Genomic DNA, 25,414 nt, shown 5'->3' on the forward strand with positions numbered 1-25,414 from the left:
CACAATGTTTCGGCCTATGAGCCTGTCCCACCTTCCCCGGACACGAGTTGCCGACATGATCCCGAACGCCTTCGCCACCGCCTCCACCGCAGCCTCCTCTCCCTCCATCCCGCCCGCACACGACTGCGACGTACTGATCGTGGGCGGCGGCCCGGCCGGGCTGTCACTGTCGGCCGCGCTGTCGCAGGCCGGATTCTCGAGCATCGTCCTCGAGCAGCAATCCGCCGACACGCTGGCCCGCCCTGCGGATGACGGCCGCGAGATCGCGCTCACGCATCCCAGCGTGCAGCTGCTCACGCAGCTGGGCAGCTGGCAGCTGCTCCAGCCCCACGAGACAGGCCGCATCCGCGAGGCGCAGGTGCACGACGGCCCGCTGCGCGCACTGGCCGGCATGCAGCTCGATTCCCACGGCAGCGGTGTCTCGCATCTCGGGGCCATCGTTCCCAACTCCGCGCTGCGCCGGACGGCCTGGGCCGTGGCCGCCGGGAGTGCGCACGTGCGCATCCTCGACGAGGCCCGGGTGCTGCATGCCGGCACCTCGCGGCACGGAGCCCAGGTGGAGTTCACGCGCGGCGGTGATCCTGCCGCGCAGACGCTGCATGCCCCGCTCGTCGTGGCCGCCGACAGCCGCTTTTCCGCGACGCGCAGGCAGCTTGGCGTGGGCGCGCGGATGACCGATTTCGGCCGCACCGTGATCGTCTGCCGCATGCTGCACGCACGGCCACACGGGGACATTGCACACGAATGCTTCGGCTACGAGCGCACGCTGGCCATCCTGCCGCTGCCGGATGACCCCGGCACCGGCGCACACCTGTGCTCCACCGTGGTCACGGCGGGCACTGCCGACGCCACGGCCCTGATGGCCCTGTCCGCCGAAGCCTTCGCGGCCACGGTGCAGCAGCAGTTCGACGGCCGCCTGGGCGACATGGTGCTGCACGGCGAGCGCCATGCCTATCCGCTGGTGGCGGTCTATGCCGACCGTTTTGCGGGCCACCGCTTTGCGCTGGTTGGCGACGCGGCCGTGGGCATGCATCCGGTGACCGCGCATGGGTTCAACCTGGGACTCTCCAGCGTTGCAGGGCTCACGCAGACGCTCAGGAATGCGCGCGACGCCGGGCAGGACATCGGCAGCGCAACCTCCCTGCGGCCCCATGCCTTGGCCCACCATCGCCATGCCTGGCCTGTCTTCCAGGGCACGCAGGCCGTCGTCCGGCTGTTCACCGATGCGCGCCCCCTGCCCCGCGTGCTGCGCCGCATCGTGCTCGGCGGGGCCGATCGCTTGCCGCCATTCAAGGCGGCCATCGTGCGGCAGCTCACGGGCAGCGCGCGTCCACATCTCCACGGGCACTGAACGGCCCCCGGCACTCCCCCAACGTGACGCCCAGGGCGCTCACGCCCTTGCCGCGCCCTGCTTGCGGCAAAGTTCCCATCAACTATTTCAATATTCAGAACAATAGGTTTCTTGATTGCTACTTTATCGACAGGTATCGGAGGAATACAGTTCATCCATCGACGAACGAGAAGCCCCAGGGCCCCATCGTTCAACGAGAACAAGGAACGCCGACGACTGACAACCTGGGTCGCCAACGCCCTCACCAAGAAAGTCAGGTTGAAGGAAATTTCATCATGAAGAACATCACCGTCCCATCCGTTGCCGCAATCGCCCTGATGACCCTGGGCGCAGCCACCGCACAAGCTCAGGTTCAGAGCGCGGAAGCCGGGTTCGTGACACCGCTCGCCCAAGTGCAGACATCGCTCACTCGCCAGCAGGTCACCAATGCCGTGCTGGTCGCCCGCCAGAACGGCACGCTGATCACCAATCGCGGTGATGAACTGCGCGTCAGCATGGCCAGGTCGATGCAGGTGCCCTCCTCGCTGAGCCGTGACGAAGTGAAGGCCGACACCATCGCGACGCTGCAGCACCAGACCCGTCTGCCCGGCCAGAACTACTCCGTTCAGTAACCCGATCGATACCCTGGCGCAGGCGAGGTTCGCCTGAAGCACCTGCTCACAGACTACGCAAAAAACATCAGGCAGGAAACGCAAAGGAAAACATCATGAAGAACACCATTCGCTCCGCCGCTGCAATCGCCCTGATGGCCCTGGGTGCCATCTCCGCACAGGCACAGGTGCAAAGCGCCGAAGCGGGCTTCGCGCCCGATATCGCCAACGCACAAAGCACCCTGTCGCGCCAGCAGGTAAGCAATGCCTATGACGCCGCACAAAAGGCCGGCACACTGCAACTGAACGGTGGCGACGCCTACAGGCCCGTGAACGACATCCGCGGCACCTCGTCGGCCCTGACCCGCGCACAGGTGCAGTCCGAGGCCGTTGCATTCAACCACAACGGCGGCCTGCTGGCCGGCGAAGGCTCGGTTCAGTAATCGGCGCGCGAGCGCATCCCTGCATAGAAACGCCTCCCCCTTGAACGAGCGTGACCGTGATGACGGCGCGCTCGTTTTTTTGTGCCTGCATTCCTTGAGGCATTCACAGCGTTGTCACCGGTGGTTCATAGGATTTTCAAAGCGTGCCGCTTCGCTGTTCACGCGCCCCTTCAACCACCATTCCATTGCCATGAAAACCCAACTGCTCTGCGCACTCGCGCTGCTTGGATCACTGACCCTGCAAGGCGCGCGCGCGGCCGAAGAGGCTGTACTCGACATCTACGTGGTGCGCCACGGCCAGACGGCGTGGAACCTGGAGAAAAAGCTGCAAGGCTCGACCGACAACGTGCTCAACGAAACCGGCACACGCCAGGCCCAGGAGCTCGGCCAGAAGCTCGCGGGCGTGAAGTTCGACCACATCTACTCGAGCGGCCTGCAGCGCGCCAAGGACACGGCCGCCGCCTTCGCGGGCAGCACACCCGTCACGCCGATGAAGGAGCTCAACGAGCGCTCGTTCGGCAAGTTCGAGGGCATCTACGAAGACGAACGCGATGCCGCAATGTTCGCGGAATTCGGCAAGCGCGTCACCGTGCTCGACGACGACCTGGAGGGTGGCGAGTCGCTGCAATCCCAGGCTAACCGCGTGAAGAATGCCGTTGCCGCGATCCGCCAGCAGCACAAGCAGGGCACCGTCGCCATCGTGGCGCATGGCGGCGTCAACCCGCTGGTGCTCTCCGCGCTGCTCGACATTCCCGTGCCCGAGGCCGTCGCTCGCATCAAGCAGGGCAATGACGAGGTCTATCTGGTGCGCGTACGCGACGGCCAGCCTCCCAGCGTCTGGAAGCAGGTGGTGCGCGGCACGCTCGAGCAGCTCTGACTCCCGAGCCCGCGCCCCGAAAGGCTGTTGGGGGGCATGCGGGACAGCCAAAGGGCGAAGCGGGGATAATTCCGCTCCGCCCTTTGTTTTGCAGGGCGGGCTTCCACGAATCAAGAATCCGCCCCCATGCCAGCCACCACCCAGCGTGTGCTGTCGATCATCCCGCCGATGACGCAGCTGAACACGCCCTATCCTTCCACCGCCTACATCACCGGGTTCCTGCGCTCGCGCGGGATCGATGCGGCGCAGGAGGACCTGGCTCTGGCGCTGGTGCTGCGCCTGCTCTCGAAGCAGGGGCTGGCCGAGGTCGCCCGCCACGTCGCGGCCCTGCCTGCCGCGCAGCACAGCCCGGCGGTGCAGTTCTTCGTGGAACACCAGCCACGGTATCTTGCGACCATCGCGCCGGTGATCGCCTTCCTGCAGGGCCGCGACACCACGCTCGCGCACCGCATCGTGAGCCGCGCCTACCTGCCCGAGGGCCCGCGCTTCGCCTCGCTCGATGTCTACGTGGACGACGAGGGCGGCGATCCGCTCGGCTGGGCCTTTGGCGCGCTCGGTCTCGTCGATCGTGCGAAGCATCTCGCCACGCTGTACCTCAACGACCTGGCCGACGTGCTGCGCGATGCCGTCGACGAGCGCTTCGAGTTCGTGCGCTACGCCGAATCGCTTGCCGCCAGCCAGCCGAGCTTCGATCCGCTGGCCGATGCGCTGGCAGCGGCGCCGTCGCTCGTCGACGAACTGCTCGCCGAACTGACGCTCTCCGCCGTCGAGCGGCACCGGCCCGACGTGGTGCTGCTGTCCGTGCCGTTTCCGGGCTCGGTCTACGCGGCCTTCCGCATCGCGCAGACGCTCAAGGCGCGCCATCCGCAGATCCGCACCGTGCTCGGCGGCGGCTTCGTCAACACCGAGCTGCGCGAGCTGGCCGAGCCCCGTGTGTTCGATCATTTCGATTTCGTCACCCTCGACGCCGGCGAGCGCCCCCTGCTCGCGCTGCTCGAACACCTGCGCGGCGAGCGCGGCGCGGCGCGGCTGGTGCGCACCTTCACGCGCGATGGCATCACCGGCGAAGTCCGCTACATCAACATGATGGAAGCCGACATCGCGTTCGCCGAGGTCGGCACCCCCACCTGGGATGGCCTGCCGCTTCACCAGTATCTGTCGCTGCTGGACATGCTCAACCCCATGCACCGCCTGTGGAGCGACGGCCGCTGGAACAAGCTCACCGTGGCGCATGGGTGCTACTGGAAGAAATGCAGCTTCTGCGACGTGGGGCTCGACTACATCGGCCGCTACGAAGGCGCGAATGCCAGCGTGCTGGCCGACCGCATCGATGCCATCGTGGCCGAGACGGGCCAGACGGGCTTTCACTTCGTCGACGAGGCCGCGCCGCCGAAGGCGCTCAAGGCGCTGGCGCAAGAGCTCATCGAGCGCAACACCGACATCTCGTGGTGGGGCAACGTACGCTTCGAGAAGACCTTCACCCCCGAGCTTGCGAACCTGCTCGCCGACAGCGGCTGCATCGCGATCTCCGGGGGCCTCGAGGTCGCATCCGACCGCCTGCTCGACCTGATGAAGAAAGGTGTCTCGGTCGAGCAGGTCGCACGCGTCACCAAGGCCTTCAGCGACGCCGGCATCCTGGTGCATGCCTACCTGATGTACGGCTTTCCCACGCAGACCGTGCAGGACACCGTCGATGCGCTGGAGTTTGTGCGCCAGCTCTTCGAGAACGGCTGCATCCAGAGCGGGTTCTTCCATCGCTTCGTCTGCACCGTGCACTCGCCCGTGGGCCAGAACCCGGGCGAATACGGCATCGAGCTGCTCCCCCTGCCGCCTACCCGGTTCGCACGCAACGACGTGGGCTTCGTCGATCCCACGGGAGTCGACCACGACGCGCTCGGCGCCTGCCTGAAGAAGGCGATCTACAACTACATGCACGGCATCGGCCTCGAGGACGACGTGCGCATGTGGTTCCCCTTCAAGGTGCCCAAGACCACGGTCAAGCGCGACCGCATCGCGCGGGCGCTGCAGGCTCGACACTGAAAATAGCCCCGGCGATGAAAAAACTGCGGCAGCCCGTCGTGGGTTCCCCCGTTCGCGCGGACAGCCGCTTTCGCCTACCATCGCGGCATTTGTCAAAAACTGTAGCGGGAGCGTGTCATGGGATTATTCAACTGGACCGAAAGGTCCTCACAGGTGCTGCAATCGGGCGGCGTGATCGGGCCGGATGAGCGGCTGCCGTGGGGGCAGACCGGGCTGATGGGCATTCAGCACGTGATCGCCATGTTCGGCTCCACCGTGCTGGCGCCGATCCTCATGGGCTTCGATCCCAACATGGCGGTGTTCATGAGCGGCATCGGCACCCTGATCTTCTTCCTCATCACGGGCGGCAAGGTGCCAAGCTACCTGGGATCGAGCTTTGCCTTCATCGGCGTGGTGATCGCCGCGACCGCCTACTCGGGCAAGGGCGGCAACCCCAACATCCCGGTGGCGCTGGGCGGCATCATCGCCTGCGGCGCGGTCTACACGCTGGTCGGCCTGATCGTCCAGGCGGTCGGTACCGGCTGGATCGAGCGCTTCATGCCGCCCGTGGTGACGGGAGCGATCGTGGCGGTGATCGGCCTGAACCTGGCCGCCATCCCCGTGAAGAACATGGCATCCAACAATTTCGAAAGCTGGATGCAGGCACTCACTTTCGTCAGTGTGGGCCTGGTGGCGGTATTCACGCGGGGCATGGTGCAGCGCCTGCTGATTCTCGTGGGCCTGCTGCTGGCCTCGGTCCTGTATGCGGTGTTCACGAACGGCATGGGCCTGGGCAAGCCGCTGGACCTGTCGGGCGTGATCAACGCACCGTGGTTCGGCATGCCCTCGTTCCATGCACCGGTGTTCGAAGCCCAGGCAATGCTGCTGATCGTGCCGGTGGTGATCATCCTGGTGGCCGAGAACCTGGGCCACATCAAGGCCGTGACCGCGATGACGGGCAAGAACCTCGACCAGTACATGGGACGCGCATTCATCGGCGATGGCGTGGCCACGATGGTCAGCGGCGGCCTGGGCGGCACCGGAGTGACCACTTACGCCGAGAACATCGGCGTGATGGCCGCCACCAAGATCTACTCGACCGCCGTGTTCCTGGTGGCCGCAATGATCGCCGTCCTGCTGGGTTTCAGCCCCAAGTTCGGCGCACTGATCCAGGCGATCCCCCTGCCGGTGATGGGCGGCGTCTCCATCGTGGTCTTTGGCCTGATCGCCATCGCGGGATGCAAGATCTGGGTGGAAAACAAGGTGGACTTCTCGAAGAACAAGAACCTGATCGTTGCAGCCATCACGCTGATCCTCGGAACCGGTGATTTCACGCTGAAGTTCGGCCAGTTCGCGCTGGGCGGCATCGGTACCGCGACGTTCGGCGCGATCATCCTGTACGCGCTGCTCGACCGCAGCGAGGACTGAGCGCAGGATATGGGGTGACATGGGTTAATACCTATCCACAACGGAATGCCTGATAAGATTTGGGCTTGGTAGGTGATCACCCAAAGGGGGCGTGGACAACGCCCCCTTTCATTTTCGGAGTCCAGATTCCATGTTGCGTCTCACGTCCCGCATCCAGCACCCAGGCCTGCGTCAGAAGATCATGTCAGCCGAGGAGGCGGCGGCGCTGATCGAGCCGGGCTCCATCATCGGCATGAGCGGCTTCACGGGGGCCGGATATCCGAAGGCCTTTCCGCAGGCGCTGGCCTCGCGCATCGCCGCCGAGCACGAGGCGGGGCACCCTTTCCGCGTGAGCATCTGGACCGGCGCCTCCACCGCACCCGAACTCGACGGCGCGCTCGCCAAGGTGGACGGCATGGAGATGCGCCTGCCCTTCCAGTCCGACCCGATCTGCCGCGAGAAGATCAACACCGGCAAGATGCACTTTGCCGACATGCACCTCTCGCACGTCGCGCAGCATGCCTGGTTCGGCTTTCTGGGCCACCTCAACGTGGCGGTGATCGAGGTCTGCGCCATCCATGAGGACGGCAGCTTCGTGCCCACCATGGCGGTAGGCAACAACAAGACCTGGCTGGACCTGGCCGACAAGGTCATCCTGGAAGTGAACAACCGCCTGCCGCTCCAGCTCGACGGCATGCACGACATCTACTACGGCACGGCCATTCCGCCGCAGCGCGTGCCGATCCCGCTGTATGGCCCGCACGACCGCATCGGCGTGCCGCATCTGCGCTGCGACCCATCCAAGGTGATCGCCATCGTGGAAACCGACGCACCCGACCGCAACACGGGCTTCGCCGCACCCGATGAGAACTCCGAGCGCATTGCCGCGCATATCATCGATTTCCTGGCCCATGAAGTGAAGGTGGGCCGACTGCCCAAGGAGCTGCTGCCGCTGCAGTCAGGCGTGGGCAACGTGGCCAACGCCGTGCTGGCCGGCCTGCTCAAGGGCCCGTTCGACGGCATGACGGGCTATACCGAGGTGCTGCAGGACGGCATGCTCGACCTGGTTCGCGCGGGCAAGATGAAGTCCGCCTCGGCCAGCGCCATCTCGCTGAGCAGCGAGGCACTCGATGATTTCCTCGGCAACATCGACTACTACCGCGAGCGCATCGTGCTGCGCCCGCAGGAGATCAGCAACCACCCCGAGGTGGTGCGCCGCCTGGGTGTGATCGGCATGAACTCGATGATCGAGGCCGATATCTACGGCAACATCAACTCCACGCACGTGCTGGGCAGCAGCATGATGAACGGCATCGGCGGCTCGGGCGACTTCGCGCGCAACAGCTACCTGAACTTCTTCGTCACGCCCTCGGTCGCCAAGGGCGGCAAGATCAGCTGCATCGTGCCGATGTGCTCTCATGTGGACCATACCGAACACGACACGCAGGTGATCGTCACCGAACAGGGCCTGGCCGACCTGCGCGGTCTCTCGCCGCGCCAGCGCGCGCAGATCGTCATCGACCGGTGCGCACACCCCGACTACCGCCCCATGCTGCAGGACTATTTCGACCGCGCCCGGCAAAGCGGCGGCCAGCACACGCCGCACATCCTCGGCGAAGCGCTGGCCTGGCACGACCGCTGCCTGAAGACCGGCACGATGAGGCTTTGAAGCCAGCAATGGGAAAGGGGCCGTGCAAGAGAGTGCCAGTCCGTCAAGCGCTGACGGGCATTGCCCAAGCAGGGCCCTTTTCCTTTTCCCTTCAGGGAAACGTCAGGCGATGAAGCGCCCTGCGCTGCCGAGCACGCCCAGGTCGATGTAGCGCGAGCCGACATAGGGCGCCTGGCCGTTGTAGTCGACGACGAACCCGCCCAGGTCGAAGTTGCGGATGCTGGCGAGGGCGGAACGCAGCTTCGCCGGCGACGGATCCTTGCCGGCGCGCTCCAGGCCCTCGGCCAGCACGCGGGCGTTCACATAGGCCTCCATGCTGCCCTGCGAGAACTCGCTATGGCCCTTGGCGCGCATCGCGGCCTGGTAGTCGCGCACCAGCTGGATGCGGGGGCGGTTCGGATCGGGAACGATCATGGTCAGGGCCAGGCCGCTGCCGTCTTCACCCAGCTTGAGTTGGGCATCGCCCGGCATGGTCACCGACAGGCCCGCCATCAGCACGCCCGGGGCATGCTTCTTCATGCCGCGCACCAGATCGACAGACACCGCGCCGGCCGTCGCCAGCAGCACGGCGGAAGGACGGCCCGCGGACACCTTGGACCACACGTCCGCCAGGTTGGAGCCGTCGGTCGCCACGGCGGCCTCCATCGCCGGCTTCATGTCCAGGCTGGCCAGCGTGCGCTGTGCGTCGGCCAGCGCCTCGCGTCCGTAGCCGTTGTCCTGGTAGATGATGCCGATGCCCTTGAGACCCATGCCGGCCAGGCGCTTGACGAGGCGCTGCACCTCGTCGGTGTAGCTGGCCCGCACGTGGAACACGTTGCGCGAGCCCTTGCGCAGCGACGAGGCGCCGGTGATCGGGGCAACGTAGGGAATGCCGGCCTCTTCCACCAGCGGCAGGATGGCGGTGTTGTTGGGTGTGCCCACGCAGGACAGCAGGCCCAGCACGGAGCCATCGCCCAGCATCTGCTTGACGTTGGAGACCGTGCGATCGGGCACATAGGCGTCGTCCATCATCTGCAGCTGGATGCCGCGGCCATGGATGCCGCCGCGTGCATTGATGAAGGCGAACGCCGCGCCCGCGCCCTGCTGGATGTCATTGCCGAAGCTCACGAGCGGGCCGCTCATCGCCGCCGAACAGCCGATGGTGACGGACTTGGCGCTCAGGCCGGGCACCTCCTGCGCCGCGGCGCTACGGATGAAGGCAGGGGCGGCCGACAGGGCGGCGACACCGGATGCGAGCGATACAAACTGGCGACGTTGCATGAACCTGAAACTCCTATGACGCATTCGGGACCAGGAGCGGCTTCGATCGCAAACGGGCGATGTCCGAGCACATGCTGCACTCCATCGCCAGGCTGACACACTCCCATCACCGAAGCCAAGCAAACTCTCTGACAAAGCGTCAAAGAGGTTAAATTTTGTTAACTCCGGGTGCGTGATTCTGGTACGCAACGGGTTGCGAGTTGCGCCAAACAATTCACTTTTCCTGCCAAATCCCGGCCTCGAATGGCCAATTGGCGCGGGGGCGACTTTCTTTGCCCATTCAATCGGCGCCATGGCAAGCATTTGGAAAAAACCCTTCGACGTCGCGCTCGCAAATCGCTCGGGCGACAACACCGCGGTACGCCATCTCGGCATAGAAATCCTGGAGGTCGGCGACGACTTCATCACGGGCCGCGTGCCCGTGGACGAGCGCACACGCCAGCCTTTCGGCCTGCTGCATGGCGGCGTGAGCGTGGTGCTGGCGGAATCCCTTGGATCCATGGGGGCCTACTACAGCGCGCCCGAGGGCTGGGGTGCGGTGGGCCTCGATATCAACGCCAACCACATCCGGTCCGCGCGCAACGGCTGGGTGACGGGCACGGCGCGGCCCGTCCATATCGGCAAGAGCACGCAGGTGTGGGCGATAGAGATGTTCAACGATGCGGGCGAGCTGACATGCATCTCGCGCATCACGATGGCGATGCTGGCACCGCGGTGAACGGGGAGCGGGCGCGGGCCGCCCGCAGGCCCGGCGCACCGGAGGCCGGGCACTCGCCCGGGCTCGTTGCCAACCCCAAGATCAGTTGGCGGGCTTGTCGCTCAGCTCGACGATGTTCTTCTTGAGCTCCTCGCTCATCGGCATGTTCAGCGGCGTGTTGGCCGGAGGAATCGGCTGCATGAACCACTTGTCGTAGAGCTTGGTGAAGGCGCCCGACTTCATCATGCCGCCGATCACGCCATCCACCAGCTTCTTGAACTCGGGATCGTTCTTGCGCACCATGCAGGCGTAGGGCTCGACCTGCAGCGCATCGCCCACCACCTCGAAATCGCCAGGATTCTTGGCATTGGCCATCAGGCCGAACAGCAGCACGTCGTCCATGCCGAACGCGGCCGCGCGGTCGCCCTGCACCAGCAGGAAGCCGTCGGCGTGGTCCTTGGGCATGACGAAGTTGATGTCCCAGTTCTTCTCGCCATTGGCCTTGCGCATCACCTGCAGGTTGGTGGTGCCGGCGGTGACCGCCACCGTCTTGCCCTTGAGATCCGTGTAGTTCTTGATGCCGGAACTCTTCTTCACCAGAAGACGCGTGCCGGTGTAGAAGTGGTTGATGCCGAAGTCCACTTCCTTGCCGCGCGTGGAGTTGTTGGTGGTCGATCCGCACTCCAGGTCGATGGTGCCGTTGGTCAACAGCGGAATGCGGTTCTGCGACGTCACCGCCTGCCACTTCACCTCGAGGTTCGGCTTGCCGACGGCCTTCTTCACCGCGTCGGCGATCGCTTCGGACATCTCCACCGTCAGGCCCACGCGCTTGCCTGCATCCAGGTAGCTGAAGGGCACCGAGGACTCGCGATATGCCAGCGTGATGTAGCCGTTGTCGCGCACCTTGGACAAGGTATCTGCGTGTGCCGTGGCAAGGCAGGCCATGCCCATGGCGGCGCAGAGCAGAGTGGAACGAAATGTCATGCGAAGTCCCTTCTATGCATGTGGAGTGAATGGGGAAGTGACGGCCAGTTTAGAGAGGGATACGTCACTTGGGGGATGCCAATTTCAAGCGCATCCATGCCTTGTATTTATGGATTTGGAAGACCACCACCGTGATAGTGCACGCGGTGCTTCGCCATAGTGCGATGCGCACCGTTTCCGGGCAAGGGATGTCAGGGAAAACCATGCCACCCATAACATGAGGGCATACCCTATGTTCAAAACGCCATGTGACGCATGGGCGCCACAGAACTACATTGCACAGCGCCATGAACACAGAGCCATCCCAGCATGTCTGCATCGTCGGGGCCGGCATTGCCGGCCTCGCCACCGCATACGCCCTTCAGCAGGCAGGGCACCGCATCACCCTGATCGAGCGCGCGGAGCGGCCCGCCGCAGGCGCGAGCGGCGGCAACGGCGCGCAGTTGAGCTATTCGTACGTGCAGCCCCTGGCCGATCCGGGCATCTGGAAGATGCTGCCCAAGCTGCTGCTCGAGAAGGATTCGCCACTCAAGTTCAAGCCGCAGATCGATCCCCGGCAATGGTCCTGGGGCCTGCAGTTCCTGGGCGCCTGCAACCGGCAGACATCGCAGGACAGCACCCGCGAACTGTTGTCGCTGGCCGCGCAAAGCCGCATCGCCTTCGAGGCCGCGCTCGAGCGCGAGGGGCTCGCATGCGAGCACCACACTCCCGGCAAGCTGGTGCTGTATGCCACGCAGCAGGGGCTCGATGGCGCAGCGCAGCAGGTGCGGCTGCAGTCCACCCTGGGCGGCGCGGCGCAGCGCATCGTCGATGCGGCCGAGACCGTGCGGCTGGAGCCAGCCCTCGCCGGCTATGCGAGCCGCATCGCCGGCGCCGTCTACACGCCCAGCGAGAGCGCGGCCGACTGCCGCATGCTGTGCGAACAGCTGTCTGCGTTGCTGGCCGCGCGCGGCGCGGAGCTGCACTATGGGGCGCAGGCGCTGGCCTATGACGTGCAGGGTGGCGCCATCCAGTCGCTGCGCACGTCGGCGGGCAGCCAGATCCGAGCCGACCATTTCGTGCTGGCCAGCGGCTGGGAAAGCGCCAGCCAGGCCCATGCGCTGGGCGTGCGCATCCCGGTCTATCCGCTCAAGGGCTACAGCATCACCGTCGATGCCGCGAACACGCTGGCCACGTCACCACAGGCCGCGCCCAGCGTGAGCGTGACCGACACCGCGCGCAAGGTGGTGTTCGCACGCCTGGGCGATCGCGTGCGCGTGGCCGGCATGGTGGAAATCGTGGGCCGCGACACCCGCGTGGAGCCGGAGCGCATCACCAGCCTCGCGCAATCCACACGCGAGGTGTTTCCGCAATTGCCGCTGCAGGGCGATCTGCGTCCCTGGACCGGCATGCGCCCCGCCACGCCCCGCGGCTTGCCGATCACGGGACGCCAGCGCGGCGGTCCGCGCAATCTGTGGTTGCAGACAGGCCATGGGGCACTGGGGCTGACGCTCGCATTCGGCTCCGCAGCGGAGCTCGCCAGGCAGATCGGCCGGGCCTGAACGGGCCTCGCCATTCCCGTCCGGGTATCCGGCGGGTGGCCGACGTGTATTCGCGCCGTGGATCACCCCAGCGCGTCGCGCAGCGCCTTGCGCATCTCCTGCGTCATGGCGCGCGCGAGCACCGAGCCCGGACGCTGCGCAAGGTGCAGTGCATTGATTCCCACGGTGATGTGCGGCAGCAGCGGCACGACATGCACCTTGTCGAGGTTCGCCGCCAGGGCGGTGCAGCTGTCCACGATGGCCGCGCCCAGTCCGTACTCGGCCATCGACAACGCCGCATGGTAGGTCTGCACCGTGACCACCGGCGACAGCCCCACGCCATGCTCGCGGCAGGCCTGGTGGATGCGGATGCCGAGCGGATCCTTGCCGTCGAGCGCCACCAGGGGCAGGTCGGCGAGGTCGGCCAGCTCCATGCCCTCGGCACGTATGCGAGACGGCGGCAACAGACCCTTGGGCAGGATGCAGCGCATGTCCACCTCGGCCAGCGATTCATGCTCCAGCGCGGGCTGGCGCACGGAGCTGATGACGAAGCCCACATCGGCCTCCTGCAGCAGCAGCGCCGTCACCACCTGCGGCGTGTGCAGCGCCTGCACATTCACCTGGACCTGCGGGTACTTGCGGCGGAATCCCGCCACCGCGCGCGGCAGCACCTCATGGCTGAGCGCGAACACGGTCAGCACGTTCAGGCGGTCGTTGACCTGCCCGTGCCGCAGGTTGGCGGCAAGGCGCTGCACCTCGTCCAGCTGCTCGAACAGCTTCTCGATGTGGGGAAACAACGCCAGCGCCTCGTTTGTCGGCGTGAGGCGCCCGCGTGCGCGCTGGAACAGCGCAAAGCCCAGCTGCAGCTCGGCGTGCTGCAGCGTGCGGCTGACCGCCGGCTGCGTCACGTTGATGAGCCGCGCGGCCGCGCTCACGCTGCCGGTCTGCATGACCGCGTTGAAGACTTCGATGTGCCGCAGGCGCATGGACTATCGCTGCCGCATCATGCGTTGCCATCCGCCCGCGCCATGCGCTCGCTCTTCCAGTACACGTCATCTCCGCCATCGACGCGGTTGAGCACGCGTGCCAGCACGAAGAGCAGGTCGGACAGGCGATTCAGGTACTGGCGCGGCGCGGGACGCATGTTCTCCGCCTGCTGCAGCGCCACCACCGCGCGCTCCGCGCGGCGGGCCACCGTGCGGCATACGTGGGCCTGCGATGCGGCGCGCGTTCCTGCGGGCAGGATGAACTCCTGCAGGCGCGGCAGCTGCGCGTTGTAGTGGGCGAGCGCATTGTCGAGTTGCAGCAGGCCATCGTCCTTGAGCAGCTCGAAGCCCGGGATCGACAGCTCGCCGCCCAGGTTGAACAGCTGGTGCTGCACATCGACCAGCAGCTCGCGCACGTCGTCCGGCAGGGCCTCGCACAGCAGCAGGCCGATGTGGGAGTTGAGTTCGTCCACGTCGCCCATCGCCTGCGGGCGTCCGCTGCTCTTGGAGACGCGCGTGTTGTCCCCGAGGCCGGTGGTGCCATCGTCACCCGTGCGGGTCGCAATCTGTGTCAATCGGTTACCCATGGGCTGTCATCTCCTCAATGTCTACGCAAGTTCTCCATTGTGCTTTACATCCCCGCTCCAAATGAGGAGGCCGGCAACAGCGGGCAAAAGTACTGGAATCAACGTGCCGCATGCGGTGCAATGCATCCATGTTCAACAGCCTTTTGGAGTCCGTGACCATGCATCAGCCGACGCAACGCCGCACCCCGATCACATGGTTCGACGCACGCAGCGTCATGCTGTTCGCCGCCTTGACCATCGGCGGGGCAGCAGTCCAGGCCCAGACCATGCAGACGCAGCCCCAGCCTGTACGCACAGCACAGAGCAGCGTGTCGCCCACATCAGCAACGACATCGACTTCGACCTCGACCGGCAGCACTGCCCGGCCCGCGGACACCCTGGCCGAGATGAAGAAACAGCGGCGCATGAACCGCGGCAGCGCCGCCCGCAAGAACGGTCAATGAGCAGGGGGGCCCGGCGCCCCACGAGTTCACGGTACTGACGCATTGCCGCACCGGTTTGCTTCCCCTCCGGATCGCAGGTTTCAGGTAGAGATGTTGACCTGCGACTCCGGATAAGACCCGTTCACGCTGTACTCCAGGGCGTGAACGGGTTTTTTGTCTTTTGTCGTTGGGCCGCTCACAGGCTGCTGCTTTCCCTAAAATGAGTTCATCGCAGAACGCCCTATCGTAGAACGCCCTATTCCAGGAGAGACCCATGAACGCCCCTACCGATGCCGCCCACCTGCTGCCCCAAGTACGGCTGCGTCCCGTGCCGCAGGAATTCCTGCAGGCGCTGGAGGCGCGATTCGGCGCGCAGTACTCCGCCTCGCAGGCCGTGCGCGAACAGCACGGACGCGACGAAGGCTCGCTGCAGGCGCCCGCGCCTTCGGCCGTGGTGTTCGCGGAAAGCACGCAGGATGTGGCCGACGCTGTCAGGCTCGCCTCGCAATATGAAGTCCCGGTGATTCCCTATGGCGCGGGCTCGTCGCTCGAAGGCCACCTGCTGGCGATCCAGGGCGGCATCAGCATCGACGTGAGCCGCATGAACCGCATCCTCTCGGTCAATGCGGACGACCTCACCGTCACCGTGCAGCCCGGCATCACGCGCAAGCAGCTCAACGAAGCGATCAAGGACACGGGCCTGTTCTTCCCCATCGATCCGGGCGCGGACGCGAGCATCGGCGGCATGTCGTCAACGCGCGCCAGCGGCACCAACGCCGTGCGCTACGGCACCATGCGCGAGAACGTGCTCGCGCTCGAGGTGGTCACGGCGAGCGGCGAGGTGATCCGCACCGGCACGCGCGCCAAGAAGAGCGCGGCAGGCTACGACCTCACGCGCCTGCTCGTGGGCAGCGAAGGCACGCTAGGCATCTTCACCGAAGTGACCGTGCGCCTCTATCCCCTGCCCGAAGCGGTGAGCGCGGCGATCTGCTCGTTCCCCAGCATCGAGGCCGCCGTGCGCACCGTGATCCAGACCATCCAGCTCGGTGTGCCGATCGCGCGCGTGGAGCTGATCGACGCCAACTCGGTGCGCATGGTCAACGCACACAGCAAGCTCACTCTGCGCGAGGAGCCGCTGCTGCTGATGGAATTCCACGGGTCGCCCGCAGGCGTTCAGGAGCAGGCCGAGACCGTGCAGGAACTGGCCAAGGAATGGGGCGGCCAATCCTTCGAATGGGCGACCACGCCCGAGGAGCGCACGCGCCTCTGGACCGCGCGCCACAACGCCTATTTCGCGGCCGTTCAGTCCCGCCCCGGCTGCCGCGCGATCAGCACCGACACCTGCGTGCCGATCAGCCGGCTGGCCGACGCCCTGCTCGACTCGGTGAAGGAAGCCGACGACAGCGGCATCCCCTACTTCCTGGTCGGCCACGTGGGCGATGGCAATTTCCACTTCGGCTATCTCATCGACCCCAACATCCCCGAGGAACGCGTGAAGGCCGAGGCGCTGAACCACAAGCTCGTGGAACGCACCATTCAGCTCGGCGGCACCTGCACGGGCGAGCATGGCATCGGTGTGCACAAGATGGGCTTCCTGCTCGAGGAGACGGGCGCGGGCGCGGTGGACATGATGCGCACCATCAAGCAGGCGCTGGACCCCAAGAACATCCTCAACCCGGGCAAGATCTTCGCGCAGTGACCGGTCGTGCCCAAGCGCCCCGCCCCTCGCCTGGGGGCGGGGCTTTTTTGCCTTTCAACTTGTGCTGCTGAAGCACAAGTTCTGTTCCGTCTTGACCTCTAGTCTCAAGTCGTCCGCGCGCCCATCATCACATCCCGCATATGGAACGAACGGGATGAACCCTCATGAAGCACTTTCCCCACCAGGAAGACAACCACCGCCAACCGGCATACGACAGGCCCATTTCGCCCTCGCGCGCGGCCGGCAACCACCACTGGGTCGCCAGCTGGAGCGCCAGTCCGCAGCCGGTCTGGGGCAGTGACTTCTACTTTCCCACCAATCTGCCTTCCATGCTGCGCGAGCAGACCGTGCGCCAGGTCGCCCGCTTGAGCCTTGGCGGCGAACGCGTGCGCATCGTGCTCTCCAACGCGCATGGCACGGCCCCCCTGCACATCGGCCGCGCAAGCATCGCGCGCACTGAGCGCCTTGGCGGCCACGCGGAAGACACCTCTCCGGAGATGCACTGCGTCACCTTCGGCGGTGAAGTGCAGGCCTCGGTGCTGGCCGGAGCCATGCTGGTCAGCGACCCGGTGGAGCTGCCCGTCGATTCGCTGTCGCAGCTCACGGTAAGCCTCTACCTGCCCCATCCCACGCCCGTGGAGACCTTCCACTGGGACGGGCGACAGACCACCTGGATCGTGCCCGGCGACCAGACCGCCCGCGGCACACTCGATACGGCCGCACCGTCGATGAGCACCACGGCGCGGCCACTGCTCACCGGCATCCATGTCGAGCGCGGAAGCAGCGCGCGCACCGTCGTTGCACTCGGTGACTCGATCACCGACGGCGCGACCGCGAGCCTCGACCAGGATACGCGCTGGCCCGACTTCCTCGCAGAGCGCCTCGCACCGCAGGGAGTCGCGGTCGTCAATGCCGGCATCTCCGGCGCGCGCTTGCTCTCCGACTGCATGGGAGTGAATGCGCTGGCGCGGCTGCAGCGCGACGTTCTGATGCAACCGGGCGTGGAAGCCGTCGTCGTTGCGATCGGCATCAACGACATCGGCTGGCCAGGCACGGCGTTGGCACGACATCAAGCGCCACCGTCTCTTGACGCATTGAAGGCAGGCTACCGGCAGCTGGTCACGCAATTGCACGGCCACGGCGTGCGCGTGATCGGTGCCACGCTCACACCGTTTGAGGGGGCGATGCAGGGCACGCCGCTGGACGACTATTTTCAGCCGGAAAAGGAAGCGCTGCGCGGCCAGCTCAACGACTGGATCCGCCATGGCCATCTGTTCGACGCCGTCGTGGATTTCGATGCCGTGCTGCGCGATCCGCTGCATCCCGCGCGCATGCTTGCGGCGCTGGACAGTGGCGACCATCTGCATCCTGGCGATGCAGGGTCGCTCGCGATGGCCGAGGCCCTGGATCTCGGAGTGCTGCTGCAGAACAGCCAGGCCTGGCTCAATCCACCTTCGCGCCCGACGCCTTGACCACCGGCGCCCAGTCGGCCACTTCCTTGCGGATGAAGTCGGTGTATTGCTGGGGCGTGTTGTGCTCCGCCACGGCGCCGAGCTTGAGGTAGGCCTCCTTCACCTCGGGCTTGTCGAATGCGGCATTCACCACCTTGTTGATCTTCTCGATCACGTCCTTGGGCGTGCCCTTGGGCGCGATCAGGCCGAACCAGGAGCTCACGTCGAACGGCGCGACGCCGCTCTCCTCCATCGTCGGTATATCGGGAGCGGAAGGCGAGCGCGTCTTCGTCGTCACCGCCAGCGCGCGCAGCTTGCCGCCCTGCACCTGGGGCCAGGCGGAAGGCATGTTGTCGAACATGAACTGCACCTGTCCGCCGATGAGGTCCGTGAGCGCGGGTGCGCTGCCCTTGTAGGGCACGTGCTGCGTCTTCAGCCCCGTGCGCACCTTGAACATCTCGCCCGCCATGTGGATCGAGGTGCCGCTGCCCGAGGACGCATAGGCCGCCTTGTCATTGTTGGCGCGCGCCCACTCGATGAGCTCCTTCACGTTCTTCGCGGGCACGCTGTTGTTGACCACGAGGATGTTGGGCACCTTCGCGCCCAACACCACCGCATCGAAATCACGGTTCAGATCGAACTTGGCGTTCGGATACAGCGTCTGGTTGATCGCGCTGGTCACGGCCACGCACAGCAGCGTGTATCCGTCGGCGGGTGCCGCCATCACCTGATCGGTGGCAATGTTGCTGCCGCCTCCGGGCTTGTTTTCCACAATGAAGGACTGACCGAGCGCCTGCGTCAGCTCCTTGGCCAGAATGCGCGCGACCACGTCGGTCGTGCCGCCCGCGGAGAACCCCACGATGATGCGCACCGGCTTGTTCGGATAGTCCGGCGCGGCCTGGGCCGGAACGCCAAAGCCCAACGCCGTCAACAGGCCGCTTCCCGCGATGACCGCGGCGATGCGGCGGCGACCCAGCCCCCGAGAACTCGAATGCATTGCTTGTCTCCTTGCCTTTGTGTTACTTGCCATTGCTATGGCAGTGCACAAGCACTATAGGGGAGACAAAGCGAATGCCGTTTCGGGTTTTTCCCTGCGCGAGCCGGATGCCCGGACTTACCTGGCCTTGCCTGCGGAGATATCCTGAATCATCCGTGCCGTCAGGTACAGGCGCGGCACGATGGTATTGATATGCACGTACTCGGCGTTGTTCGAATGCGCGCCGTAGCCCGACAGGCCGAAGCCTTCGATCACGCCCCCCTTGGCCTTGAGCGCGGCGAAGGCGGCGTCGGTGCCACCGCCCGTGGCCTTGTCCATGACCTTCATGGGCAGCTGCAGTTCCTTTTCATAGATGCCCTGTGCATGCTTGGCGAATGCGCGGCCCGCGTCGTTGGCCTCGAGCGGAGGGCGGCGCACCTCGAACTTGAGGTCGACCTTGGCATCCGGCAGCAGCTTGTTCTTGACCTTCTCGTTCATCGTCTGCTCGAGCGCGGTGAAGTCGGCCACCTTGAGCGCGCGCGCATCGGCCTGGGCCGTGGCTTCCGCGGGAATCACGTTGCGGTTGGTGCCGGACTTGGAGACGGTCCAGTTGAGCTTCAGGCCGCCCTCGGGCTTGGAGGACAGGTCCTTCATCTGCAGCAGCTGGTGCGACAGCTCGTACAGCGCATTCACGCCGTCTTCCGGCTTCGCGCCCGCATGCGATGCCTTGCCCGTCACCTTCAGGTAGGCCGCACCGATGCCGCTGGTGGCCAGGCGCAGGCTGCCGTCGGTGCCACCGCCCTCGAACGAGAACACGGCATCCTGCTCGGCGCCCAGGCGCGTGATGGTGCTGCGCGCGGCGGGCGAGCTGATTTCCTCGTCGCTGTTCATCAGCACGGTGAGCGTGCCGTAGTCCTCGTAGCCCATCTTCTTGAGCAGGTCGACCGCGTGGATGATCAGCGCCACGCCCTGCTTGTCGTCCGAGATGCCGAGGCCATAGGCCTTGTCGCCGTCGATGCGGAACGGCTGGTCCTTGAGCATGCCCTTCAGGTACACCGTATCCATGTGCGCGATCATCATGATGCGGCTGGTGCCCTTGCCCTTGAACTCCGCATGCACCATGGGGCCGATGTGCTCGGGCGTGTCATCGAGACGGTAGACGTCGCTGGCCTGCAGGACTTCCACCTTGCCTCCGAGCGCGCGCAGCTTGCCCGCGACGTATTCGGCGATCTGCTTCGTGCCTTCGATGTCCTTGCTGCCGGACTCGATGTGCACCAGGTCCTTGAGTGTGTCGAGGTAGGGTTGCTGCTGCTTCTGTGCGAGCTCCTGGATGTCGGCCACGGGTGCGGCGCTCGCGAAGGTGGCGAGGGCGGCGAGCGCAAGCGCGGTCAGGCCATGGCGCGTGATGGAGCGATGGGAAGGGTTCATTGGTATCTCCTTGGGGTGGATCGAGGCCTCGTGGGCCGATGGGAACGCTGCAGGACTCCCGCCGCACCGGCGGTTGGCGGTGCGGGCGATGACTGGAGCGCTGGAGGGTGTCCCTCACGTGTCGCGACGTTTTCCAACGCCGTCGTCGCGACGGATTTTGGCATGAAGGCCTACGTGCAAGGGCCATGCCAGCCGCTATGCTTTGCCCTGGTTTTCACCCACTATCCAAAGCATGGACCGATGGGGCGGCGCCTGCATCAGACTGCGCGGCCCATGGCTTCCGGCTTTCAACTTTCCGCTCTATCACCGTGCGCCTCTGGTCCCTCCATCCCCGATATCTCGACACCAAGGGCCTTGTGGCACTCTGGCGCGAAGCGTTGCTCGCACAGGCCGTGTTGCGCGGTGAAACGCGTGGATACCGCAACCATCCACAGCTTGATCGTTTCAAGGACCTGGAGGATCCCGCCGCTGCGCTGGCACGCTATCTGCACGACGTGCACGCCGAAGCCACGCTGCGCGGCTATCGCTTCGACGGCAGCAAGATCCATGCGGCCGACGAGGACGCACGCATCACCGTGGCCACGGGGCAGATCGCCTATGAATGGGCCCATCTGCAGAACAAGCTGAGCACGCGCAGCCCGGCGGATTTCGAACGCAACGCCCGGCTCCAGCAGCCCGAGCTGCATTCGATGTTCATGGCGCAGGAGGGTCCTGTCGCCACCTGGGAACGCCCCTGAGCCAACAAAAAGGCCCCGCAGCGGCAGTTGCAGGGCCCGGGCCGTGATCGTCACGTGCGGGTCAAACACGCATCAGTCGGTGCGCATCACGCGGTGGCGGCCTTGGGGGCCGAGCGCGCCGCCACACCCGCGCCCACGAATCCGGCAGACACCACCGACAGCGCCAGCGCCGCGGCCGATCCGAAGAAGATGCCGGCGTTCATGTGCCGGTCCAGCATCGCGCCGAACACCGGGGCGGCCAGGCTGAAGCCCAGGTCCAGCCCCGAATAGACCGTGCCATAGACGCGGCCCGTGGCACCGGGTGGCGCGGCGCGCTTGATCAGCATGTCGCGCGAAGGGCCGGCGATGCCGATGCCCAGGCCCGCCAGCGCGGTGATCACGAGCGCGCCCATGCCCGGCAGGATGCCGAGACCGACCAGGGCCAGCAGCGCCGCGGCGGCCAGCAGGCACAGCGAGATGATCTTCTCGAGTCGCTGCACGCGCGCAACGAGGAAGCCGCCGATCACCATGCCGACGGCGCCGCACAGCATGTAGCCGGTCACGACCAGCGCCGTCATCGACAGGGGTGTGCCGTACAGGTTGTGCAGCGCCGGGCTGGCGAAGCTCTGGATGGCGCTGAGCGAGCAGGTGCTGAAGAAGAAGAACGAAAAACACAGCCACACCGACGGCAGCTTGAGGAAGGCCATGGGGTGCTCCGGCTGGGCCACCACTCCCACACCGCCCTTGCTCGCGGCCTGGTTGCCGGACCACGAGCCCTGGCGGTCGTCGAGGGCGTCCCGGTTCAGCACCATGATGGTGAGGATGACGAACGCGAGGGCTGCGCCGCTCAGGCAGGCCGTGCGCCAGGAGCCCGATGCCGTGGCGATGCCGGCCATGAATACCGGGGCCGTCGCCCAGCCGAGGTTGCCCGAGATGCCGTGCACCGAGAAACCGTGGCCCAGGCGCTTGGGCGAGACCCGCTTGTTCAGGATGGTGAAATCAACGGGATGGAACGGCGCATTGCCCATGCCCGCCAGCAGCGAGGCGAGGATCAGCGAGGGATAGCCGCTCGCCGTGCCCGCGACCAGCCCCGCGGCGATGAAGCACGACAGGGCATAGAACAGCACGGGACGGGCCCCCACGCGATCGACAACGAAGCCCGAGAGCATCTGCCCCACGCCCGAGACCACGAAGAACACCGACACCAGCAGGCCGAGTTGCGAGTAGCTGAAGTCGAACTCCGCGATCAGGAACGGGAACAGCGGCGGCAGCAGCATGTGGAAGAAGTGCGAGGAGCCGTGCGCAAGCCCGATCAGGCCGATGGTGCGCGCGTCCTGCCGAAGGCTGCCCTGCCCGTCCGGGGACGGCGCGGACGAAGGTGTGGATGTTGTCGTGGTCATGAGGACGATATTAGGGCCAACCGCCCTCGTCCGGGATACGATAGTCTGCCAATCTCTATTGCAAACATGCCAAGCAGACCCGCCAATACCTCCATCGGCGCGCGCCGCTCGGTGCGGCGGCTGTCGTATCTGGAATCCGTTGCTCCGCCGCCCTACGTGCCCACGCGCGAGCGGCCCGTGCGGGTGCGCTATCGCAAGCTCAGCGCGGACACCCAGATCATGCCGCACGCCCATGCCTGGGCGCAGGTGGCGATCTCGGCCTACGGCGTGCTGCGCCTTGACGTGCCCAAGGGCACCTACATGGTGCCGCCATCGCGCGCGGTGTGGGTGCCTCCCGGTGTCGAGCATGCGGTGACGATGGTGGAGGACGCGGATCTCCGCACGCTCTACCTGTACCAGCCGCCCGATCGCTGCGGCCCCGGTGTGGCGCGGCACGAGGAAGAACCGTGGCGCCAGTGCCGCGTGCTCGAGGCCTCCGACCTGCTGCGCGCGCTGGCGCGCGAGATGCCCACGGAATCGGACGATGAACCCACGCCCTCTGCGGACGCATTGCGGCGCGAGAAGCACCTGAGCGCGCTGATCCTCGATGAGCTGCGGCGCGCGAACCCCGTCCGGCTCGGCGTCGACCTGCCGCACGACAAGCGGCTGCGCTCGCTCTGCGAGGCGGTGATTGCCGATCCCACGCTGCACGAGACGCTGGAGGAATGGGCGCGCAACACCGGTGCCAGCCCGCGCACCGTGGCCCGGCTCTTTCGCACCGAACTGGGCAGCACATTCACGCAATGGCGCCAGCAGGTGGTGCTGGCCAAGGCCCTGTCGATGGCCGCGTCGCGCATGCCCATGGGACAGATCGCGCAGGAGCTGGGCTACAGCCCCAGCGCTTTCAGTGCGATGGTGCGCAAATCGGTGGGACAGTCGCCCGCGCGGTTCTTCGGCTCACTGTGATGGCCTGCGGAAGGCGCAGTGCGCTTTCACGCGCTCACAGCCTCCGGGCCAGCCGCTCGAGCTGCTCGGCGCAGATGCCCCAGCCCGTGTGGAAACCCATGTCCTCGTGCGTCTTGCGGTCCTGCTCGTTCCAGTGGCGGGCAATCGCGGTGTAACGCGTTCCCTGGCCCTCCGGCTCGAAGGTGACGATGGCGGTCATGAAGGGCTTGTCCGACGGCACCCAGCCCGCGCGGTAGGCGTCGGTGAACACCAGTCGGCGGCCGGGCACCGCCTCGAGGTACACGCCGTCGTTGGGAATCTCCTGCCCTTCGGGGCTCTGCATGACGATCAGGCAGCGGCCGCCGGGGCGCACGTCGACCTCGGCGCGCGCCACGCTCCAGGGCGCCGGGACGAACCATTTCACCAGCAGGGCCGGTTCTGTCCAGCAGCGATAGAGCTTGTCGGCCGGCGCATCGAGCAACCGCGTGAGCACCAGGTCGTTGCTGTGCACGGCAGCGGCCGGAGTGGAGGAGGAGATGGTGGTTGTGGAGTCGGACATGGCTGCGGTTCCTTGGGTGTCTCTGGGGCGGGCGCCGTTCATGGCAGGGAACGGCCGTCGAATTCGCGCACGGGCACGGTATGCAGGTCCAGGCCTTCCACGCAGCGAATGTTGACTGCCGCCATGGCCTCGCCCGTCTTCGGATGCCGGGCCTCGCCATACAGGTGAATGCCGCATTCGGGACAGAAATGGTGCCTGATCGCGTGCTTGTGGAAAGTGTAGACCTTGCTCGCCTCCTCGGGCGTCTTCAGGTGCAACGCGGTGCGCGGCACGAAGGCCAGCAGCGAGCCTCGCCGCTGGCACATGGAGCAGTTGCAGGCAAGGGCCTCCTTGAGCTCGCCGTCGAATTCGAACACGTTCCTGCCGCAGTGGCAGCTGGCCTGGTATCGCATGTCCTGATATCTCCTTGAGCCCGCTGAACGGGGCCTTGCAGGTTGGTTTTACATGTCTTCCGAAGCGCGGTGCGTCAGCGCGCCACCTGCTCGTCGAACACGTTGATCATCCAGGGCGTGCCGAAGCGGTCGGTCGTCATGCCGAAGCCGGGCGACCAGAAGGTCTTGGCGAAGGGCATGGCCACCTGGCCGCCCTGCGCGAAGGCATCGAAGATGCGGCGGCCTTCCTCCACCGTGTCCACGCGGATCGAGATGTACATGCCCTGCGGCGCGTGGTAGCCGGCACCTGCGCAGGCTTCGGGCATCACGTCCGAGCCCATGAGCTCCTGGTCGCCGAACTTCACGTAGGTGTGCATTACGCCGTTCTTCGCACTCTCGGGCACCGGTGGCATGTCGGGCATGGGCGGCATGTCGCCGAAGCGCATGACGGGCCCCTGCGTGCCGCCGAGCACCTTGGCGTAGAAAGCCATGGCTTCCGCGCAGTTGCCGTTGAAGTTGAGGTAGGGAATGAATTGCATGCGAGTCTCCTGAATGAAAAGTGAAGTGGAAAATGGAGCTGGAAATGATGCGGGGACGAAATGAATGTCCTGTGACCCGGCGTCAGGCCACCAGAATGGTCTGAAAGCCACCGTAGATCAAGCGCTTGCCGTCGAACGGCATGTCCTTGGGCATCTCCGGATCGTCCATCACGGCCTTCATGCCTCGGTCACGCACGGCCTTGTCAGGCCACACGACCCAGGAGAACACGACCACCTCGTCGCTCTCGCGCTTGACGGCCATGGGCATGGAGGTGAGCTGGCCCTCGGGCACGTCGTCACCCCAGCATTCCACGACCGAGATCGCCCCGTGCCTGCGAAACAGCTGCGCGGCTGCCGTGGCCACGGCCAGGTAACGCTCCTTGTCCTGGGTCTTGACGGGGCAGAGGAACCCGTCGACGTAGTTCTGTAGCTTCATGAATCTGTCTCCTTGAAGGTGAAAAACCATCACGCCATCCATGAATGTGGACAACGTTCACTTATTTTGCCGATTAAAATGAACACTGTCCACATTTAATTTT

General features: G+C 65.8%; 25 protein-coding genes. 14 read left to right on the forward strand and 11 right to left on the reverse strand.

Features of this window, described 5'->3' with window-relative positions; genetic code table 11:
• Positions 1-55 precede the first annotated feature (55 nt).
• From ubiM to scpC, 7 genes are all read left to right on the forward strand, one after another.
• The gene (ubiM, locus tag H9K76_RS20140) at positions 56-1,351 is read left to right on the forward strand and encodes a 5-demethoxyubiquinol-8 5-hydroxylase UbiM (protein ID WP_187597051.1); all 1,296 of its coding nucleotides are present in this window, start codon (positions 56-58) and stop codon (positions 1,349-1,351) included.
• 275 nt (positions 1,352-1,626) lie between these two features.
• Positions 1,627-1,962, forward strand: a complete 336-nt coding sequence (locus H9K76_RS20145) for a hypothetical protein (protein ID WP_187597052.1) — start codon at positions 1,627-1,629, stop codon at positions 1,960-1,962.
• Positions 1,963-2,057: 95 nt separating this feature from the next.
• Entirely contained in the window at positions 2,058-2,384 is a 327-nt protein-coding gene (locus H9K76_RS20150) for a DUF4148 domain-containing protein (protein WP_187597053.1), read from the forward strand.
• Positions 2,385-2,574: 190 nt separating this feature from the next.
• Positions 2,575-3,261 carry a histidine phosphatase family protein gene (locus tag H9K76_RS20155; RefSeq protein ID WP_187597054.1) on the forward strand — a complete coding sequence of 229 codons (687 nt, stop codon included), beginning with the start codon at positions 2,575-2,577 and terminating at the stop codon, positions 3,259-3,261.
• A 126-nt stretch (positions 3,262-3,387) separates the two neighbouring features.
• Positions 3,388-5,301 carry a B12-binding domain-containing radical SAM protein gene (locus H9K76_RS20160; protein ID WP_187597055.1) on the forward strand — a complete coding sequence of 638 codons (1,914 nt, stop codon included), beginning with the start codon at positions 3,388-3,390 and terminating at the stop codon, positions 5,299-5,301.
• 117 nt (positions 5,302-5,418) lie between these two features.
• A complete protein-coding gene (locus H9K76_RS20165) occupies positions 5,419-6,708 on the forward strand; it encodes a solute carrier family 23 protein (RefSeq protein ID WP_187597056.1) in 1,290 nt (429 codons plus the stop codon).
• A 130-nt stretch (positions 6,709-6,838) separates the two neighbouring features.
• Positions 6,839-8,356 (forward strand): succinyl-CoA:acetate CoA-transferase ScpC, encoded by a 1,518-nt coding sequence (scpC, locus tag H9K76_RS20170; protein WP_246475169.1) that lies wholly within the window; start codon positions 6,839-6,841, stop codon positions 8,354-8,356.
• 102 nt (positions 8,357-8,458) lie between these two features.
• Here scpC and H9K76_RS20175 read toward each other — a convergent pair whose 3' ends face one another.
• Entirely contained in the window at positions 8,459-9,616 is a 1,158-nt protein-coding gene (locus H9K76_RS20175) for an ABC transporter substrate-binding protein (RefSeq protein ID WP_187597057.1), read from the reverse strand.
• A 292-nt stretch (positions 9,617-9,908) separates the two neighbouring features.
• Here H9K76_RS20175 and H9K76_RS20180 point away from each other — a divergent pair, with 292 nt between their 5' ends.
• Positions 9,909-10,334, forward strand: a complete 426-nt coding sequence (locus tag H9K76_RS20180; protein ID WP_187597058.1) for a hotdog fold thioesterase — start codon at positions 9,909-9,911, stop codon at positions 10,332-10,334.
• 81 nt (positions 10,335-10,415) lie between these two features.
• Here H9K76_RS20180 and H9K76_RS20185 read toward each other — a convergent pair whose 3' ends face one another.
• Positions 10,416-11,297, reverse strand: a complete 882-nt coding sequence (locus tag H9K76_RS20185) for an amino acid ABC transporter substrate-binding protein (RefSeq protein WP_187597059.1) — start codon at positions 11,295-11,297, stop codon at positions 10,416-10,418.
• A gap of 287 nt (positions 11,298-11,584) precedes the next feature.
• Here H9K76_RS20185 and H9K76_RS20190 point away from each other — a divergent pair, with 287 nt between their 5' ends.
• Positions 11,585-12,838: a D-amino acid dehydrogenase gene (locus H9K76_RS20190; RefSeq protein ID WP_187597060.1), complete on the forward strand. Its 1,254-nt coding sequence runs from the start codon at positions 11,585-11,587 to the stop codon at positions 12,836-12,838.
• Between the two features lie 62 nt (positions 12,839-12,900).
• Here the strand turns inward: H9K76_RS20190 and H9K76_RS20195 are convergent, their stop codons facing one another.
• Entirely contained in the window at positions 12,901-13,803 is a 903-nt protein-coding gene (locus tag H9K76_RS20195) for a LysR substrate-binding domain-containing protein (protein ID WP_187597061.1), read from the reverse strand.
• Between the two features lie 17 nt (positions 13,804-13,820).
• On the reverse strand, positions 13,821-14,390 hold the full coding sequence (locus H9K76_RS20200; protein WP_187597062.1) for a cob(I)yrinic acid a,c-diamide adenosyltransferase: 570 nt from the start codon (positions 14,388-14,390) through the stop codon (positions 13,821-13,823).
• Positions 14,391-14,548: 158 nt separating this feature from the next.
• Here H9K76_RS20200 and H9K76_RS23520 point away from each other — a divergent pair, with 158 nt between their 5' ends.
• The 3 genes from H9K76_RS23520 (at position 14,549) to H9K76_RS20215 (ending at position 17,983) form a co-directional block, all read left to right on the forward strand.
• Positions 14,549-14,833, forward strand: coding sequence for a hypothetical protein (locus H9K76_RS23520; RefSeq protein ID WP_246475170.1), 285 nt, complete (start codon positions 14,549-14,551; stop codon positions 14,831-14,833).
• Positions 14,834-15,086: 253 nt separating this feature from the next.
• Positions 15,087-16,511 carry an FAD-binding oxidoreductase gene (locus H9K76_RS20210; protein ID WP_187597063.1) on the forward strand — a complete coding sequence of 475 codons (1,425 nt, stop codon included), beginning with the start codon at positions 15,087-15,089 and terminating at the stop codon, positions 16,509-16,511.
• Positions 16,512-16,675: 164 nt separating this feature from the next.
• Positions 16,676-17,983, forward strand: coding sequence for an SGNH/GDSL hydrolase family protein (locus tag H9K76_RS20215; RefSeq protein WP_187597064.1), 1,308 nt, complete (start codon positions 16,676-16,678; stop codon positions 17,981-17,983).
• On the opposite strand, the gene H9K76_RS20220 is transcribed toward H9K76_RS20215, so the two are convergent.
• A complete protein-coding gene (locus H9K76_RS20220; RefSeq protein WP_187597065.1) occupies positions 17,955-18,959 on the reverse strand; it encodes a Bug family tripartite tricarboxylate transporter substrate binding protein in 1,005 nt (334 codons plus the stop codon). The two genes, H9K76_RS20215 and H9K76_RS20220, sit on opposite strands and share 29 nt — an antisense overlap.
• A gap of 117 nt (positions 18,960-19,076) precedes the next feature.
• Entirely contained in the window at positions 19,077-20,366 is a 1,290-nt protein-coding gene (locus H9K76_RS20225) for a M20/M25/M40 family metallo-hydrolase (RefSeq protein ID WP_187597066.1), read from the reverse strand.
• Positions 20,367-20,674: 308 nt separating this feature from the next.
• On the opposite strand from H9K76_RS20225, the gene H9K76_RS20230 reads away from it, so the two are divergent.
• The gene (locus tag H9K76_RS20230) at positions 20,675-21,103 is read left to right on the forward strand and encodes a pyrimidine dimer DNA glycosylase/endonuclease V (protein WP_187597067.1); all 429 of its coding nucleotides are present in this window, start codon (positions 20,675-20,677) and stop codon (positions 21,101-21,103) included.
• Between the two features lie 86 nt (positions 21,104-21,189).
• On the opposite strand, the gene H9K76_RS20235 is transcribed toward H9K76_RS20230, so the two are convergent.
• Positions 21,190-22,482 carry an MFS transporter gene (locus H9K76_RS20235; RefSeq protein ID WP_187597068.1) on the reverse strand — a complete coding sequence of 431 codons (1,293 nt, stop codon included), beginning with the start codon at positions 22,480-22,482 and terminating at the stop codon, positions 21,190-21,192.
• Between the two features lie 66 nt (positions 22,483-22,548).
• Here H9K76_RS20235 and H9K76_RS20240 point away from each other — a divergent pair, with 66 nt between their 5' ends.
• Positions 22,549-23,427 (forward strand): AraC family transcriptional regulator, encoded by an 879-nt coding sequence (locus tag H9K76_RS20240; protein ID WP_187597069.1) that lies wholly within the window; start codon positions 22,549-22,551, stop codon positions 23,425-23,427.
• Positions 23,428-23,461: 34 nt separating this feature from the next.
• On the opposite strand, the gene H9K76_RS20245 is transcribed toward H9K76_RS20240, so the two are convergent.
• The 4 genes from H9K76_RS20245 to H9K76_RS20260 all read right to left on the reverse strand — a co-directional run bounded on the left by H9K76_RS20245 (position 23,462) and on the right by H9K76_RS20260 (position 25,311).
• Entirely contained in the window at positions 23,462-23,965 is a 504-nt protein-coding gene (locus H9K76_RS20245; RefSeq protein WP_187597070.1) for an SRPBCC family protein, read from the reverse strand.
• A 38-nt stretch (positions 23,966-24,003) separates the two neighbouring features.
• On the reverse strand, positions 24,004-24,357 hold the full coding sequence (locus tag H9K76_RS20250; RefSeq protein WP_187597071.1) for a GFA family protein: 354 nt from the start codon (positions 24,355-24,357) through the stop codon (positions 24,004-24,006).
• A gap of 74 nt (positions 24,358-24,431) precedes the next feature.
• The gene (locus H9K76_RS20255; protein ID WP_187597072.1) at positions 24,432-24,875 is read right to left on the reverse strand and encodes a VOC family protein; all 444 of its coding nucleotides are present in this window, start codon (positions 24,873-24,875) and stop codon (positions 24,432-24,434) included.
• An 82-nt stretch (positions 24,876-24,957) separates the two neighbouring features.
• Entirely contained in the window at positions 24,958-25,311 is a 354-nt protein-coding gene (locus H9K76_RS20260; RefSeq protein ID WP_187597073.1) for a DUF1428 domain-containing protein, read from the reverse strand.
• Between the last annotated feature and the right edge of the window lie 103 nt (positions 25,312-25,414).

The sequence above is a fragment of the Diaphorobacter ruginosibacter genome (assembly GCF_014395975.1).
GTDB classification, from domain to species: domain Bacteria; phylum Pseudomonadota; class Gammaproteobacteria; order Burkholderiales; family Burkholderiaceae_C; genus Diaphorobacter_A; species Diaphorobacter_A ruginosibacter.

Coding starts and splice junctions, on each gene's coding strand:
- H9K76_RS20225 (WP_187597066.1), bottom strand. CDS start 20,366: ATGAACCCTTCCCATCGCTCCATCACGCGCCATGGCCTGACCGCGCTT.
- H9K76_RS20165 (WP_187597056.1), top strand. CDS start 5,419: ATGGGATTATTCAACTGGACCGAAAGGTCCTCACAGGTGCTGCAATCG.
- H9K76_RS20215 (WP_187597064.1), top strand. CDS start 16,676: ATGAAGCACTTTCCCCACCAGGAAGACAACCACCGCCAACCGGCATAC.
- ubiM (WP_187597051.1), top strand. CDS start 56: ATGATCCCGAACGCCTTCGCCACCGCCTCCACCGCAGCCTCCTCTCCC.
- H9K76_RS20240 (WP_187597069.1), top strand. CDS start 22,549: ATGCCAAGCAGACCCGCCAATACCTCCATCGGCGCGCGCCGCTCGGTG.
- H9K76_RS20220 (WP_187597065.1), bottom strand. CDS start 18,959: ATGCATTCGAGTTCTCGGGGGCTGGGTCGCCGCCGCATCGCCGCGGTC.
- scpC (WP_246475169.1), top strand. CDS start 6,839: ATGTTGCGTCTCACGTCCCGCATCCAGCACCCAGGCCTGCGTCAGAAG.
- H9K76_RS20180 (WP_187597058.1), top strand. CDS start 9,909: ATGGCAAGCATTTGGAAAAAACCCTTCGACGTCGCGCTCGCAAATCGC.
- H9K76_RS20195 (WP_187597061.1), bottom strand. CDS start 13,803: ATGCGCCTGCGGCACATCGAAGTCTTCAACGCGGTCATGCAGACCGGC.
- H9K76_RS20245 (WP_187597070.1), bottom strand. CDS start 23,965: ATGTCCGACTCCACAACCACCATCTCCTCCTCCACTCCGGCCGCTGCC.
- H9K76_RS20175 (WP_187597057.1), bottom strand. CDS start 9,616: ATGCAACGTCGCCAGTTTGTATCGCTCGCATCCGGTGTCGCCGCCCTG.
- H9K76_RS20200 (WP_187597062.1), bottom strand. CDS start 14,390: ATGGGTAACCGATTGACACAGATTGCGACCCGCACGGGTGACGATGGC.
- H9K76_RS23520 (WP_246475170.1), top strand. CDS start 14,549: ATGCATCAGCCGACGCAACGCCGCACCCCGATCACATGGTTCGACGCA.
- H9K76_RS20185 (WP_187597059.1), bottom strand. CDS start 11,297: ATGACATTTCGTTCCACTCTGCTCTGCGCCGCCATGGGCATGGCCTGC.
- H9K76_RS20250 (WP_187597071.1), bottom strand. CDS start 24,357: ATGCGATACCAGGCCAGCTGCCACTGCGGCAGGAACGTGTTCGAATTC.
- H9K76_RS20260 (WP_187597073.1), bottom strand. CDS start 25,311: ATGAAGCTACAGAACTACGTCGACGGGTTCCTCTGCCCCGTCAAGACC.
- H9K76_RS20235 (WP_187597068.1), bottom strand. CDS start 22,482: ATGACCACGACAACATCCACACCTTCGTCCGCGCCGTCCCCGGACGGG.
- H9K76_RS20190 (WP_187597060.1), top strand. CDS start 11,585: ATGAACACAGAGCCATCCCAGCATGTCTGCATCGTCGGGGCCGGCATT.
- H9K76_RS20155 (WP_187597054.1), top strand. CDS start 2,575: ATGAAAACCCAACTGCTCTGCGCACTCGCGCTGCTTGGATCACTGACC.
- H9K76_RS20160 (WP_187597055.1), top strand. CDS start 3,388: ATGCCAGCCACCACCCAGCGTGTGCTGTCGATCATCCCGCCGATGACG.
- H9K76_RS20150 (WP_187597053.1), top strand. CDS start 2,058: ATGAAGAACACCATTCGCTCCGCCGCTGCAATCGCCCTGATGGCCCTG.
- H9K76_RS20255 (WP_187597072.1), bottom strand. CDS start 24,875: ATGCAATTCATTCCCTACCTCAACTTCAACGGCAACTGCGCGGAAGCC.
- H9K76_RS20145 (WP_187597052.1), top strand. CDS start 1,627: ATGAAGAACATCACCGTCCCATCCGTTGCCGCAATCGCCCTGATGACC.
- H9K76_RS20210 (WP_187597063.1), top strand. CDS start 15,087: ATGAACGCCCCTACCGATGCCGCCCACCTGCTGCCCCAAGTACGGCTG.